11 protein-coding genes and 1 pseudogene are annotated in these 15113 nt (G+C 59.0%); 8 read left to right on the forward strand and 4 right to left on the reverse strand.

Annotation, left to right across the window (positions count from 1 at the left end; genetic code table 11):
• The first annotated feature begins 348 nt into the window (after window positions 1-348).
• Complete coding sequence (ypfM, locus tag AC1M2H_RS07390) at window positions 349-408, forward strand: protein YpfM (RefSeq protein WP_100181659.1); 60 nt, start codon at window positions 349-351, stop codon at window positions 406-408.
• Between the two features lie 134 nt (window positions 409-542).
• On the opposite strand, the gene acrD is transcribed toward ypfM, so the two are convergent.
• Entirely contained in the window at window positions 543-3656 is a 3114-nt protein-coding gene (gene acrD, locus AC1M2H_RS07395) for a multidrug efflux RND transporter permease AcrD (protein WP_480150872.1), read from the reverse strand.
• Between the two features lie 667 nt (window positions 3657-4323).
• On the opposite strand from acrD, the pseudogene nudK reads away from it, so the two are divergent.
• Both nudK and AC1M2H_RS07405 read left to right on the forward strand, forming a co-directional pair.
• A pseudogene (gene nudK / locus AC1M2H_RS07400) lies at window positions 4324-4921 on the forward strand (GDP-mannose pyrophosphatase NudK).
• A 66-nt stretch (window positions 4922-4987) separates the two neighbouring features.
• Complete coding sequence (locus AC1M2H_RS07405; RefSeq protein ID WP_480150873.1) at window positions 4988-6034, forward strand: DUF1176 domain-containing protein; 1047 nt, start codon at window positions 4988-4990, stop codon at window positions 6032-6034.
• Here the strand turns inward: AC1M2H_RS07405 and tkt are convergent.
• Complete coding sequence (tkt, locus tag AC1M2H_RS07410) at window positions 6024-8018, reverse strand: transketolase (RefSeq protein WP_480150874.1); 1995 nt, start codon at window positions 8016-8018, stop codon at window positions 6024-6026. The genes AC1M2H_RS07405 and tkt overlap by 11 nt on opposite strands.
• Before the next feature lie 288 nt (window positions 8019-8306).
• On the opposite strand from tkt, the gene maeB reads away from it, so the two are divergent.
• Window positions 8307-10586, forward strand: coding sequence for an NADP-dependent oxaloacetate-decarboxylating malate dehydrogenase (gene maeB / locus AC1M2H_RS07415; protein ID WP_480150875.1), 2280 nt, complete (start codon window positions 8307-8309; stop codon window positions 10584-10586).
• 28 nt (window positions 10587-10614) lie between these two features.
• On the opposite strand, the gene hemF is transcribed toward maeB, so the two are convergent.
• Both hemF and amiA read right to left on the reverse strand, forming a co-directional pair.
• A complete protein-coding gene (gene hemF / locus AC1M2H_RS07420; protein WP_480150876.1) occupies window positions 10615-11514 on the reverse strand; it encodes an oxygen-dependent coproporphyrinogen oxidase in 900 nt (299 codons plus the stop codon).
• On the reverse strand, window positions 11511-12386 hold the full coding sequence (amiA, locus tag AC1M2H_RS07425) for an N-acetylmuramoyl-L-alanine amidase AmiA (protein WP_480150877.1): 876 nt from the start codon (window positions 12384-12386) through the stop codon (window positions 11511-11513). The genes hemF and amiA overlap by 4 nt, the downstream gene beginning before the upstream one ends.
• A 211-nt stretch (window positions 12387-12597) precedes the next feature.
• On the opposite strand from amiA, the gene AC1M2H_RS07430 reads away from it, so the two are divergent.
• From AC1M2H_RS07430 to AC1M2H_RS07445, 4 genes are all read left to right on the forward strand, one after another.
• Entirely contained in the window at window positions 12598-13023 is a 426-nt protein-coding gene (locus tag AC1M2H_RS07430) for a GNAT family acetyltransferase (RefSeq protein ID WP_480150878.1), read from the forward strand.
• Complete coding sequence (locus AC1M2H_RS07435; RefSeq protein ID WP_480150879.1) at window positions 13010-13459, forward strand: DUF2919 domain-containing protein; 450 nt, start codon at window positions 13010-13012, stop codon at window positions 13457-13459. Before AC1M2H_RS07430 ends, AC1M2H_RS07435 begins: the two co-directional genes overlap by 14 nt.
• A 61-nt stretch (window positions 13460-13520) precedes the next feature.
• Window positions 13521-14096, forward strand: coding sequence for an RpoE-regulated lipoprotein (locus AC1M2H_RS07440; protein ID WP_480150880.1), 576 nt, complete (start codon window positions 13521-13523; stop codon window positions 14094-14096).
• 94 nt (window positions 14097-14190) lie between these two features.
• Window positions 14191-15090, forward strand: a complete 900-nt coding sequence (locus tag AC1M2H_RS07445) for a Dyp-type peroxidase (protein ID WP_480150881.1) — start codon at window positions 14191-14193, stop codon at window positions 15088-15090.
• Window positions 15091-15113: the final 23 nt, after the last annotated feature.

Genomic DNA, 15113 nt, shown 5'->3' on the forward strand with positions numbered 1-15113 from the left:
GTTTGCCGCCTGTATAAGGCGGTCTAAAATAATACGTTAATCACTCTAATAAATATAATTTTTTACCGCCACGGCGGCTCCTGGTTGAATATTAATCATTCTCTTAACGCCGTGCGGTATATCACCTGCCGGGCCGGACATCCGCGGCCGATAGTCCGAAAATGGCTATCATATTGCAGAATGTTGCTATGCATCACATTAAATTTCCAGCCGCGGGCCCATAGTAGCGGCAACTCAGAGGGGCCAGAGCACAGATGAGCTATGTAGCAATCGCAGCGATAACCTCAATGAACTTCCCACAACCAATGGATTTGCATAGAATGACCCATAATAATAAGAGAGGCTATTATGATTGAGCATGAACTAGGGAACTGGAAAGATTTTATTGAAGGTATGCTTCGTAAATAAATTCCGCAATGTGAGCCGTTCATCTTGCCAGCAAAATAACCGCGAGGCGGATCGGAACGCATAAAAAAGGCGACCCCAGCGGTCGCCTTTTTTGTTATTACACCCCGGAGATACGCGCCTCCGGGGCGGGGCTGCTACTGCGCCCGCTCTTTTAGCGGGAAGCGGCGACGTACCAGCGCAAAGAACAGCGGGACGAAGAAAATAGCGAGAATGGTGGCGGAGATCATGCCGCCCATCACCCCGGTACCGACCGCGTGCTGGCTACCCGAGCCCGCGCCGGTGCTGGTCGCCATCGGCAGCACGCCGAAAATAAAGGCCAGCGAGGTCATCAGAATTGGCCGCAGGCGCTGACGACAGGCCGAAAGCGTCGCAACCAGTAAATCCTCTCCTTTCTCATTGAGCTCATTGGCAAACTCGACGATCAGAATGGCGTTCTTCGCTGACAGGCCGATAACCGTCAGTAGCCCCACCTGGAAGTAAACATCGTTCTCAAGGCCGCGCACCCAGGTTGCCAGCAGGGCGCCGATGACTCCCAGCGGCACCACCAGCATCACGGAGAACGGCACCGACCAGCTCTCATACAGCGCCGCCAGGCACAGGAAGACCACCAGCAGGGAGATCGCATACAGCGCCGGGGCCTGAGCGCCGGATAAACGCTCCTGATACGACATCGCCGTCCACTCGAGGCCAAAACCGTTCGGCAGCTTTTGCGCCAGATCTTCCATAATCGTCATCGCCGTACCGGTACTGACCCCCGGCGCGGCTTCGCCGACAATTTCGACCGCCGAGTAGCCGTTATAGCGTTCCAGGCGCGGCGAACCGGTTTCCCAGCGCGAGCTGGCAAAGGCCGAGAAGGGCACCATCGTGCCGCTGCCGTTGCGTACGTACCACTGATTAATATCGTCCGGCAGCATGCGATATTTTGCCGCCGCCTGGACGTAGACTTTTTTCACCCGGCCGCGGTCCATAAAGTCGTTCACGTAGCTCGAGCCCCAGGCGGTTTGCAGCGTATCGTTGATATCGTCAATCGATATCCCCAGCGCCTGCGCCTTGCGCTGATCGATATCAACCTGCAGCTGCGGGCTATCGTCAAGGCCGTTGTGGCGCACGCGGGTTAACTGAGGGTTGCTGGCGGCCAGCTCCAGCAGGGAGTCGCGGGCGGACATCAGCGCGTCATGGCCGTTGCCGGCGTGGTCCTCAAGCTCCATGTCGAAGCCGGCAGAGCTGCCCAGGCCGCTGATGGCCGGCGGGCTGCTGGCAAAGACGCGGGCCTCTTTAATCTTGTTAAAGGCCTTGGTCGCCCGTTCGATAATGGCGAAGGCGGAGCCGCTGGCGGGATCCCTCTGGTCCCAGTCTTTCAGGCGTATGAACATTCGCGCCACGTTCTGGCCGTTGCCGCCCGGGCCGGAGCCGATGGTGGCGAACACTGATTCAACGTTCGCTTTTTCGTTTTTGAGGAAGTAGTCTTCGGCCTTCTGCACCACCTTCAGCGTCTGCTGCTGCGTAGAGCCGGCGGGCAGCTGCACCGAGGTGGTGAACATCCCGCGATCTTCCTGCGGCAGGAACGAGGTCGGCAGGCGTATAAACAGAAATACCATCCCGCCCAGCAGCAGAACGTAGATCATTATCCAGCGCAGCGAGCGGTGAAGAATTTTGCCGACCGCCGATTCGTAGCGGCTGGCGTTGCGGTCAAACATGCGGTTAAACCAGCCGAAAAAGCCCGTCTGGCCGTGGAGTTCGCCTTTATGAATCGGTTTGAGCAGGGTGGCGCACAGCGCCGGGGTGAGGATCATCGCCACCAGCACCGACAGCACCATCGCGGAAACGATGGTGATTGAGAACTGGCGGTAGATGGCGCCGGTAGTGCCCCCGAAGAAGGCCATCGGGATGAACACCGCCGACAGCACCATGGCGATGCCCACCAGCGCGCCCTGGATCTGCCCCATCGATTTGCGGGTCGCCTCCCGGGGCGAGAGTCCCTCCTCGCTCATGATACGCTCGACGTTTTCCACCACCACGATGGCGTCATCCACCAGCAGGCCGATCGCCAGCACCATGGCAAACATCGTCAGGGTGTTGATGCTGTAGCCGCAGGTATAGAGTACCGCGAAGGTGCCCATCAGGACCACCGGCACGGCGATGGTCGGGATCAGCGTGGCGCGGAAGTTTTGCAGGAACAGGTACATCACCAGGAACACCAGCGCGATCGCTTCAATCAGCGTTTTCACCACGTCGGTAATTGACGCCTTAACGAACGAGGTGGTCTCGTAGGCGATTTTGTACTCCAGACCGTGGGGGAAATATTGTGAAAGCTCGTTCAGGCGGGAGATGACCCGCTCGGCGGTGGCCATTTCGTTGGCGCCGGAAGCGAGCTTAATGCCCAGCCCTGATGCCGCCTGGCGGTTATAGCGGCTGAGGTAATCGTACTTTTCGGCTCCCATCTCAACGCTGGCAACGTCGCCGAGCGTCACTTCTGAGCCATCCTGATTAACGCGTAGCGTAATATCGCGGAACTGATCCGGCGTTTGCAGCAGCGACTGGGCGTTGATGGTGGCGTTAAGCGCCTGCCTGTCAACCGACGGCGTGCCGCCCAGCTGGCCGACGGCAATCTGGGCATTCTGCGATGTAATGGCGTCGGTGACGTCTTTCGCCGTCATCTGGTAGCTGTTGAGCTTCGCCGGATCGAGCCAGATTCGCATCGAGTACTGGGAGCCATAGGCATCGATATCGCCGACGCCGTTGACGCGGCTTAAGGGGTCCTGGATGTTACTGGCGACGTAGTCGGCAATATCCTGCTTATCCATGCTGCCGTCGGTGGAGACAAAAGCGAGGGTCAGAATGTTGGTATCACCGGTTTTGCGCACCGTGACGCCCTGATTTTGCACGTCCTGCGGCAGTTTACGCATCGCCGACTGCAGCTGGTTTTGCACCTGCTGCACCGCTTCATCGGGGTCGGTTCCGGCGGTAAAGCTCAGGGTGACCGTTGCCTGGCCGGTGGCGCTGCTCTGCGATGACATATACATCAGATTATCGAGGCCGGTCATATTCTGCTCGATAACCTGAGTCACGGTATTCTCCAGCGTTTGCGCGGAGGCGCCGGGGTAGTTGGCGGTGATCCGCACGTTCGGCGGCGCCAGCTCAGGATATTGCTCGACGGGAAGCGATAAAATCGCCAGCGTTCCGGTCAGGCACAAAAGAATAGCCAGTACCCACGCAAAAATGGGGCGATCGATAAAGAAATTCGCCATCAGAATCAGGACCTCTTTTTGTACATTTTTTTGTTATTGCACAGCCAGTGACACTCTAGCGGTAAGCCCGTTGGCAATCGTGGAGAAATTAAGGAGATAGTGTAATTTATCGTGTGCCTTTTACGGCACGGTAAAGATGTATCCTGCCCTTTATCCAGGGTCTGCCCACTGCGTTACCCTTTCGCAATTGCCGCCGGAAGTAAACAGATTTTATCGCTTTTATGCCGGGCTTGATTATCGCCTGAAGAAATAAAGCCCCATTTTATTTAGCTCAAAAAATTTGATCCCAAAAGGATTCTCGCCAGTAAGCGCGATCCCAGGCAGATGAACATCGTTTCCGTCCCACCTTATCGGACATTTAATGGCCACTTAAACTGAGTGGTTATTTGCCGCGTATTACGCTCATCAAAGGCGAGCAAAAATGTAACACCATTACGTGTCACCCTTGTGAAGGCGCTCCCTGTCCCCAGGCTGCCCGAACGGCGCGACAATCCTGCAGGATGGCCTGGAGACGCTGCCCGGCCCGGTGGTGACGGCGATGGGAGAGGTCCGTCATACGGCGCAGGGGATCGCCGGGTTCCCTGGCCTAAAATCGATTCCGCCCGGCTAACGACAAAGCGGACTTCGCAGCGTAGTATGACTGCGTCATTCTCTGCTGCGAGGTCGTATGTCACTCAATATCAACGTCATTAAAGATAAAATCCTCTCGGAAAACTGGTTTGTTTTGCGCAATATGACCTACGAGCTGACGCGCGGCGACGGCAGCGTGGTGCGCCATAAGCGCGAGGTTTACGATCGCGGCAACGGCGCAACGGTTCTGCTCTACAACCGGCGTAAGCAAAGCGTGGTGCTGGTGCGCCAGTTCCGCGTCGCCACCTGGGTGAACGGTAACGAAGATGGAATGCTCATTGAGACCTGCGCCGGGCTGCTGGATAACGACGAGCCGGAAGCCTGTATTCGCAAAGAGGCGATCGAGGAGACCGGCTACGAGGTGGGCGAGGTTCGCAAGCTGTTCGAGCTGTATATGTCTCCCGGCGGCGTCACCGAACTTATCCACTTCTTTATCGCCGAATACAGCGATGCTCAGCGTAAAAACGGCGGCGGCGGGGTGGATGATGAAGAGATTGAGGTGCTGGAGCTGCCCTTCAGCCAGGCGCTGGCGATGATGGCCGGCGGCGAAATCCGCGATGGGAAAGCGGTTATCCTGCTGCAGTATCTCCACGCTTCGGGGCTGATGGCCGGGGATATCTGATAAATCCGATTGAGTAACCCTCCGACGCTGGCGAAGATAGCGGCTGTTTTTCGCGCTATCTTCCGGGGTTGTACCACGCATGCTTTATCGGCTTATCTTGATTCTGCTTTTCGGCCTGTTCCCCGCCTCGCTGGCGTGGGCGGCGCCGGTGCAGCAGACTTTCGACGACTGGCTGGTGACCTGCAACAATCAAAACTTCTGCGTAACTCGTAACGTCGGGCTGCACTATGGCCTGGTGATGAACCTCAGCCGCAGCGCCGGCGCGGCCACCGACGCCAGCCTGCGCATTGAGCTGGGCGGCGTCGGCAATCCGGTCGCGGCGCTGGCGCCGATCGGCCCTCGTCTGCTGCTTGACGGTAAGCCTCTGGCGCTGGTGGATAAGCGCTGGCAGGTTGCCGACAAGCTGCTTAAAACCGACGATAGCGCCGCCATCGACGCTTTTCTCCAGCAGGTGCAGGAAGGGCAGGCGATAAGCCTGGTGGACGGCCTGCAGACCATTTCCTTGCAGGGCCTGAAGGCTGCGCTACTGTTTATCGACAGCCGCCAGAAGCGGGTCGGCAGCGAAACGGCGTGGATTGGCAAAGGCGAAGAGCCGCCGCTCAGCGTCCCTCCGGCGCCGGCGTTGCGCACGGTGGCGAAAGTTGACGTATCGCAATCGCCGCTGAGCCGCGATGAGCTGAATGACCTGATGGACTACGGCAACGAGCGCATGAGCAACAGCGCATGCTCTCTCGATCCCTCCCTGCGGGAGGTACGGGTGACCGCGCTGACCGATGAGAAGGTGCTGCTGATGTTCAGCTGCGAAGCGGGAGCTTATAACACCGTATGGCGGGCGTGGCTGGTTTCGCGCCAGCAGCCGTACGCCGCGCGTCCGCTGCGCCTGACGCTGCCTTTCCAGCCGCCCGGCGGCGCGGGGCGCGAAATTGAGCTGATGAACGCCAGCATCGACGAGCAGCGCCACGAGCTGGTGACCCTTGAGAAGGGGCGCGCACCGGGGGATTGCGGCACCCAGACCCGCTGGCGGTATGATGGCCAGCGGTTTAGCCTGGTGCGCTTTGCCCAGCAGCCGCAGTGCGATAACTGGCAGAGGCCAGATGCCTGGCCTACGCTGTGGATCACCCATTAAGCAGCCCTTCGGCGGTGCTCACAATATTTTCGACGGTAAAGCCAAAGAACGGGAACAGCTTTTCCGCCGGCGCCGATTCGCCGTAGCTTCTCATGCCGACAATGGCGCCCTTCAGGCCGACGTATTTATACCAGTAGTCGGCAATTCCGGCCTCGACGGCAATGCGGGCGCTGACGTCAGACGGCAGGACGGATTCCCGGTATGCCTCATCCTGAGCGTCAAACACGTCGGTTGACGGCAGCGAAACCACCCGCACGTTGACCCCTTTCGCCAGCAGCTTCTCCGCCGCCAGGGCGGTGATTTCTATCTCCGAGCCGGTGGCGATCAGGATCAGATCCGGCTTGCCGCCGGCATCTTTCAGCACGTAGCCGCCGCGCGCAATATCCTCCACCTGCTGCGGCGTGCGCGCCATCTGCGCCAGATTCTGCCGCGACAGGATCAGCGCGGTGGGGCCGCTTTGCCGCTCGATGGCCGCCCGCCAGGCGACCGCGGTTTCTACCTGATCGCAGGGGCGCCAGGTGCTGAAGTTGGGCGTCAGCCGAAGGCTGGCCAGCTGCTCGACCGCCTGGTGCGTTGGGCCATCTTCCCCCAGGCCAATGGAGTCATGGGTGTAAACCATGATCTGCCTGGCCTTCATCAGCGCGGCCATGCGCGCCGCGTTGCGCGCATATTCCACGAACATCAGGAAGGTCGAGGTGTAGGGGATGAAGCCGCCGTGCAGGGCAATGCCGTTGGCGACGGCGGTCATACTAAACTCGCGCACGCCGTAGTGGATATAGTTGCCGGCGGGATCGTCTTTAATCGAGGTCGAACCCGACCAGATGGTCAGGTTGCTGGGCGCCAGATCCGCCGAGCCGCCGAGCAGCTCCGGCAGCGCCGGCCCGTAGGCGTTGAGCGCATTCTGCGAGGCTTTGCGGCTGGCGATTTTTTCCGGGCTGGCCTGCAGCTTCGCGATGTAGCCGCGAACGGTCTCGCTCCAGCTTTCAGGCAGATCGCCGTTCATCCGGCGCGTCAGCTCGTCCGCCAGCTCGGGATACTCCTGCCGATAGACGGCGAATTTGTCGTTCCACGCGTGCTCGGCTTTTTCACCGCGCGGCCGGGCATCCCACTTGTCATAAATCTCTTTCGGGATCTCGAACGGCGGATATTTCCAGCCCAGCTTCTCGCGGGCTAAGGCCACCTCTTTTTCCCCGAGCGCCGCGCCGTGCGACTCCTCGGAGCCGGCCTTGTTGGGCGAGCCGAAGCCGATGATGGTGCGGCAGATAATCAGCGACGGCTTATCTTTGACGCTTTGCGCCTCGCGAATCGCCTGCGCAACCGCCTGCGGGTCGTGGCCGTCGATATCGCCAATTACGTGCCAGTGATAGGCCCGGAAGCGTTCGGCAGTGTCGTCGGTGAACCAGCCCTCAACGTGGCCGTCGATGGAAATGCCGTTATGGTCATAGAACCCGATAAGCTTACCCAGCCCCAGGGTACCCGCCAGCGAGCTGGCCTCGTGGGAGATCCCCTCCATCAGGCAGCCGTCGCCCATAAAAACCCAGGTATGGTGATCGACTATCTCATGTCCCGGGCGGTTGAACTGCGCCGCCAGCGTCCGTTCCGCAATCGCCATCCCGACCGCGTTCGCCAGGCCCTGGCCCAGCGGGCCGGTGGTGGTCTCTACGCCTGGGGTATAGCCATGCTCCGGGTGGCCGGGGGTTTTAGAGTGCAGCTGGCGGAAGTTTTTAAGCTCCTCCATCGGCAGGTCGTAGCCGGTCAGGTGCAGCAGGCTATAGAGCAGCATCGAGGCGTGGCCGTTGGACAGCACAAAGCGGTCGCGATCGTACCAGTGCGGATTCTCCGGGTTGTGCCGGAGGAAGTCGTTCCACAGGACTTCGGCGATATCCGCCATGCCCATCGGGGCACCGGGATGGCCGGAGTTGGCTTTCTGTACGGCGTCCATGCTAAGGGCGCGAATGGCGTTAGCAAGTTCTCTTCGGGACATAATGTACTCCTGAAACAATATGTTGCATGAGTTTTTTTAGATGACTGCTAGAGGAAGTTATTGGGTGAATAACTAAAAAGCATAGCAGAGAGGGCTATCATTGCCTGCGAAACCAGGTTACAAAAATGTTATGAATCGATAACAAATATACCTTTGTGATGGCGAGAGTTTGGCGGCGTTCAAAGTTTGGAAAGCCGTCAGGCGAGATACTATGCCCCACCTTGGGTGGACATCAGGATAGAGATTGCCCGCCACCCCCTACGATCGATACGTGAAAGGAACAATAAAATGGATGAGCAGTTGAAACAAAGCGCCCTCTACTTCCATGAATTCCCGGTCCCTGGAAAAATTCAGGTCGTGCCGACCAAGCCCCTCGCGACGCAGCGCGACCTCGCGCTGGCCTACTCGCCGGGCGTAGCGGCCCCTTGCCTGGAGATCGAAAAAGACCCGCTGGCCGCCTATAAATACACCGCGCGCGGCAACCTGGTTGCGGTCGTCTCCAACGGTACCGCGGTGCTCGGACTGGGCAACATCGGTGCGCTCGCCGGCAAGCCGGTGATGGAAGGCAAGGGCGTTTTATTTAAGAAGTTCGCTGGCATTGACGTGTTTGATATTGAAGTTGACGAACTGGATCCGGATAAGTTTATCAACGTGGTGGCCGCGCTGGAGCCGACCTTTGGCGGCATCAACCTGGAAGATATTAAGGCGCCCGAGTGCTTCTACATTGAGCAGAAGCTGCGCGAGCGCATGAATATCCCGGTATTCCATGACGATCAGCACGGCACGGCCATTATCAGCACCGCCGCCATTCTCAACGGTCTGCGGGTGGTTGAGAAAAACCTCTCCGACGTGCGGATGGTGGTTTCCGGGGCGGGCGCCGCGGCTATCGCCTGTATGAACCTGCTGGTGGCGCTGGGAATGCAGAAACGCAATATCGTGGTCTGCGATTCCAAAGGCGTGATCTATAAAGACCGTGAGCCAAATATGGCGGAGACCAAGGCGGCCTACGCAGTGGACGACAACGGTAAACGTACCCTCGATGAGGTGATCGACGGGGCGGATATTTTCCTCGGCTGCTCCGGTCCGAAGGTGCTGACGGCGGAGATGGTGAAAAAAATGGCCCGCGCGCCGCTGATCCTCGCGCTGGCTAACCCGGAACCGGAAATCCTGCCGCCGCTGGCGAAGCAGGTCCGCGAAGACGCGATTATCTGCACCGGCCGCTCCGACTATCCGAACCAGGTCAACAACGTGCTGTGCTTCCCGTTCATCTTCCGCGGCGCGCTGGACGTCGGCGCCACGGCGATTAACGAAGAGATGAAGCTGGCGGCGGTGCACGCGATTGCCGAACTGGCGCACGCCGAGCAGAGCGAAGTGGTGGCCTCCGCCTACGGCGATCAGGATCTTAGCTTCGGCCCGGAATACATCATCCCGAAACCGTTCGATCCGCGGCTGATCGTCAAGATCGCGCCGGCGGTGGCGAAGGCGGCGATGGACTCCGGCGTGGCGACGCGCCCGATTGCCGACTTCGACGCCTACATCGAGAAGCTCAGCGAGTTCGTTTACAAAACCAACCTGTTTATGAAGCCGATTTTCTCCCAGGCGCGCAAAGAGCCGAAGCGCGTGGTGCTGGCGGAAGGGGAGGAGACGCGCGTCCTGCACGCTACCCAGGAGCTGGTCTCTCTGGGGCTGGCGAAGCCGATTCTGGTGGGCCGCCCGAGCGTTATCGAAATGCGCATTCAGAAGCTCGGCCTGCAGATTAAAGCCGGCGTTGATTTTGAGATCGTCAATAATGAATCCGATCCGCGCTTTAAGGAGTACTGGAGCGAGTATTACCAGCTGATGAAACGCAGCGGCGTCACCCAGGAGCAGGCGCAGCGGGCGGTTATCAGCAATACCACGGTGATTGGCGCGATCATGGTCCATCGCGGCGAGGCGGATGCGATGATCTGCGGCACCATCGGTGATTACCATGAGCACTACGGCGTGATTCAGCCGCTGTTTGGCTATCGCGACGGCGTGAACACGGCGGGGGCGATGAACGCGCTGCTGCTGCCGAGCGGCAACACCTTCATTGCCGATACCTACGTTAACCACGATCCGACGCCGGAGCAGCTGGCCGAGATCGCCCTGATGGCGGCGGAGAGCGTGCGCCGCTTCGGCATCGAGCCGCGCGTCGCGCTGCTGTCGCACTCTAACTTCGGCTCCGCTAACTGCCCGTCGGCGAGCAAAATGCGTAAAACGCTGGAGCTGGTGAAGGCGAGCGCGCCGGATTTGATGATCGATGGCGAAATGCACGGCGATGCCGCGCTGGTAGAGAGTATTCGCCACGATCGGATGCCGGACAGCCCGCTGAAAGGATCGGCCAACATTCTGGTGATGCCGAATATGGAAGCCGCGCGCATTAGCTACAACCTGCTGCGGGTTTCGAGCTCCGAAGGGGTGACCGTTGGACCGGTGCTGATGGGAGTGGCAAAACCGGTGCATATTCTGACGCCGATTGCCTCCGTTCGCCGCATCGTCAATATGGTGGCGCTGGCGGTAGTGGAAGCGCAAACTCAGCCGCTGTGATCGACAAAGCCCCGTTCGGGGCTTTGTTTTATATCCACTCTTTGACTTTGATGAACTCACTCAGGGCAGCCTCCGGGCTGCCTTCTTCCGGGTGGTAGTCATACTCCCAGCGCACCAGCGGCGGCATCGACATCAGAATCGACTCCGTGCGCCCGCCGGTCTGCAGGCCAAACAGCGTCCCGCGATCCCACACCAGGTTGAACTCCACGTAGCGTCCGCGGCGATAGAGCTGAAACTGACGCTCCCGCTCGCCGTAGGGCATCGCTTTGCGCCGCTCAACGATCGGCAGATAGGCGTCGGTGTAGCCGTTGCCGACGGCCTGCATAAACGCGAAGCAGTGGTCGAAGTCCGGGGTATTTAAATCGTCGAAGAACAGGCCGCCGATGCCGCGCTGCTCGTCACGATGCCGGAGGAAGAAGTAGTCATCGCACCACTTTTTATAGCGCGGGTAGACCGCTTCGCCGAACGGCAGACACAGATCGTGCGCGGTGCGGTGCCAGTGAACGGCATCCTCGTCAAAGCCGTAAAAGGGGGTCAGGTCAAACCCGCCGCCAAACCACCACACCGGCTCCGCGCCGGGCTTTTCGGCGATGAAAAAGCGCACGTTGGCATGGCTTATCGGCACGTAGGGATTGCGCGGATGGACCACCAGCGAAACGCCCATAGCCTCAAAGCTGCGGCCGGCCAGCTCCGGGCGATGCGCCGTGGCCGAAGCCGGCATGGCGTCGCCGTGAACATGGGAAAAGTTGACCCCGGCCTGCTCAAAGATTGCGCCTTCCCGCAGCACCCGGCTCCGCCCGCCGCCGCCGCCTTCGCGCTGCCAGTTATCTTCGCTAAACGGCTGGCCGTCGAGGGCGCTCAGCTGCCGGCAGATAGCGTCCTGCAGCTGAAGGAGATAGCGTTTAACCTGTTGCACGTCGGGCTTCATCTACGTCTCTTTGAGTGGGCTTTTTGGTTATCGAACCAGTGGAAGTAGCTGATGATGCCGGAGGCAATGGCGCTGGCGATTTTCTGCCGAAACGCGGTGGTGCCTAACAGTTTTTCCTCGCCCGGATTGGTAATAAATGAGGTCTCGACCAGCACCGATGGTATCGACGGCGACTTCAGCACGACGAAGGCCGCCTGTTCGGTGTTGCGGCTGTGCAGCTTATGCACCGGCTTAATATTTTTCAGGATATGCGAGCCCAGCGTCAGGCTGTTTTTGATGGTATCCGTCTGGACCAGATCGAACAGCACCTGCTGTAGCAGATGGTCTTTCGCGGTGGTCTTTTTGCCGGCAACCTCATCGGCGCGGTTTTCGCGATCGGAGAGGTATTTCGCCATCGCGCTACTGGCGCCGCGGTTGGAGAGGGCAAAGACGGACGCCCCGGCGGCACTGGGGTTAGTGAAGCCGTCGGCGTGAATCGACATAAACAGATCCGCGCCGTGCTGGTGGGCGATTTCCACGCGGTCGTACAGCGGAATAAAGGTATCGCTGGTGCGCGTCAGGCGCGCGTCGATGCCGTTATTGCGCAGAATGCCGCGCACGGTTTTGGCAATCGCCAGCACGACGTGTTTCTCTTTGGAGCCGTTGTGGCCGATCGCGCCGGTATCAATGCCGCCGTGTCCCGGATCGAGCATGACGACGCGCTTTGCGCCCGCTTTTTTCACGGCCGGTTTACTGTGCCCGTTAGACGTCGTCAACGGCTGTTCTTTTGCGCTGGCCTGCGAGGCAATCCCGCTAAGGGTGACGGCAGCCAGCCCGGCTTTCAGCACCTGGCGGCGCGAAGCAAGTATTTTTAAAGGTTTAAAAGTGCTCATTCGGCCTGAATTACAAACAAGTGGTATCCAATGTTATATCGTATCGTGTTTTTCGTTACGACCTTTCGTAATAAGAATTGTTTTACTTTTCATTTCAATACGTGACAAGGTCGTATTATGTCATTTTTTGAGGTTAATTTCGCCTGATATTGGCTATCGGGCGTAATCACGCCATAATCACTTTTTTTATGCCTAAAAGATGGGGAATACCATGGAGATACGCGTTTTTCGCCAGCAGGATTTTGAAGAGGTGATAACTCTCTGGGAGCGCTGCGAGCTTCTGCGCCCGTGGAATGACCCGGAAATGGACATCGAACGTAAGGTTAATCACGATGTCAGCCTGTTTCTGGTTGCCGAGGTGAACGGCGAAGTCGTCGGCACGGTGATGGGCGGCTACGACGGCCATCGCGGTTCGGCCTACTATCTCGGCGTTCATCCGGAGTTTCGCGGCCGCGGAATCGCTAACGCGCTGTTGAGCCGGCTGGAAAAAAAGCTCACCGCCCGCGGCTGTCCGAAAATTAATATTATGATCCGCGAAGATAACGAGGTCGTACAGGGCATGTATGAACGGCTTGGTTACGAATATGCGGACGTGCTCAGCCTGGGTAAGCGTTTAATTGAAGATGAAGAATACTGAGCTGATTCCCGCCGATTTTGATGCGCACGGCCGGCTAAGGCTGCCGTTCCTCTTCTGGTGCGTCCTGCTGCTGCAGGCCCGGACCTGGGTGCTGTTTATTATGGCCGGGGCCTCGCGGCAGCAGGGCGATGTTCTGCTGAATCTGTTCTACCCCGATCATGACAACTTCTGGCTTGGGCTGCTGCCCGGTATACCGGCGGTGCTGGCGTTTATCGTCAGCGGCCAGCGGCAGCGCTTTCCCCGTTTCTGGCCGCTAATACGCTGGCTGCTGGTGCTCTCTCAGGCGCTGCTGCTTATCTGGCAGCCGCTGCTGTGGCTGGGCGGCGAGTCGCCTTCGGCGCTGACCATCGGCCTGCTGGCGGCGGATATTTATGCGCTGTGGTGGCTGCTGAGCAGCCGTCGGCTGAGGGCCTGTTTCGAGGAAGAGCAGGTTTAACGGCACTTTTTGCCGATCCCGCACTCCAACAGGCGTCAAATTAACAGAAAAGGACGATCTCATGAAATCGCTACGTTTACTTCTTTGCGCGCTACCGCTGGCGTTAACCGGCTGCTCCACGATGAGCGCGGTCAACTGGTCCGGGGCCCTGCCGTGGAACTGGTTTGGCTCCTCGACGGAGGTGACCGAGCAGGGAGTGGGCAAGCTGACGGCCGCCACGCCGCTAAATGAACAGGCCATCAGCGACGCCCTCGGCGGCGGCTACCGCCTGCGCAGCGGTATGAAAAGCGCCAACGGCAATATCGTGCGCTACTTTGAGGCGCTGAAGGACGACAAGGTGGCGATGACGATTAACGGCGAGAACGGCACCATCAGCCGCATCGACGTGCGCGACGGCGAGATTAAAACCGAGAGCGGCGTGCAGGTAGGCACTCCGTTCAGCGAGCTGTACAGCAAAGCGTTCGGCAACTGTCAGAAGGCCAGCAGCGACAACGGCGCGGTGGTTGAGTGTCAGGCGCAGGGCAGCCAGCATATTAGCTACGTCTTCACCGGCCACTGGAGCGGCCCGCAAGAGCTGATGCCCTCCGACGATACGCTGAAAAACTGGAAAATCGATAAAATCACCTGGCGCCGCTAATTTGATCTGGAGAAACACGACGGTGGCAAAAAACGCGTACAATAGCCGCGTTTAAGCACCACACCGTTGTGGTCGTTTCATTTCAGGAGGAGCGATGTCTCAGGTTCAGAGCGGCATTTTGCCGGAACATTGCCGTGCGGCGATTTGGATTGAAGCCAATGTTAAAGGGGACGTTAACGCCCTGCATGAAGCCAGCAAAAACTTTATCGATAAATTAGCCACCTTTCAGGCGAAATTCCCGGACGCCCAGCTGGGGGCGGCCATTGCCTTCGGCAATAACGTCTGGCGCGAGCTGAGCGGCGGCGTAGGTGCCGAAGAGTTAAAAGACTTCCCCGTTTACGGAAAAGGCCTGGCGCCGTCGACTCAGTACGATCTGCTGATTCATATCCTCTCCGCTCGCCATGAGGTCAATTTCTCCGTCGCCCAGGCGGCGATGGCGGCGTTTGGCGGCGTTGTTGACGTTAAAGAGGAAGTACATGGCTTCCGCTGGATCGAAGAGCGCGACCTCAGCGGCTTTGTCGACGGGACCGAAAACCCGGCCGGCGAAGAGACGCGTCGCGAGGTGGCGATTATTAAAGATGGCGTTGACGCCGGCGGGAGCTACGTCTTCGTGCAGCGCTGGGAGCACAATCTCAAGCAGCTTAACCGCATGAGCGTTCCGGATCAGGAGATGATGTTTGGCCGTACCAAAGAGGCCAATGAAGAGATTGACGGTGACGACCGCCCGGAAACCTCGCATCTCAGCCGCGTTGACCTGAAAGAGGACGGCAAAGGGCTGAAAATTCTGCGCCAGAGCCTGCCGTACGGTACCGCCAGCGGCACTCATGGCCTCTATTTCTGCGCTTACTGCGCCCGTATCCATAATATCGAACAGCAGCTGCTGAGCATGTTTGGCGATACCGACGGCAAGCGCGACGCCATGCTGCGCTTTACCAAACCGGTGACCGGCGGCTACTACTTCGCGCCGTCCGTGGAGCGTATTCTGGCGCTGTAGCGCCTCTTTCGCCATAGCCCTCT

The sequence above is a fragment of the Klebsiella sp. F11 genome (genome assembly GCF_056712265.1).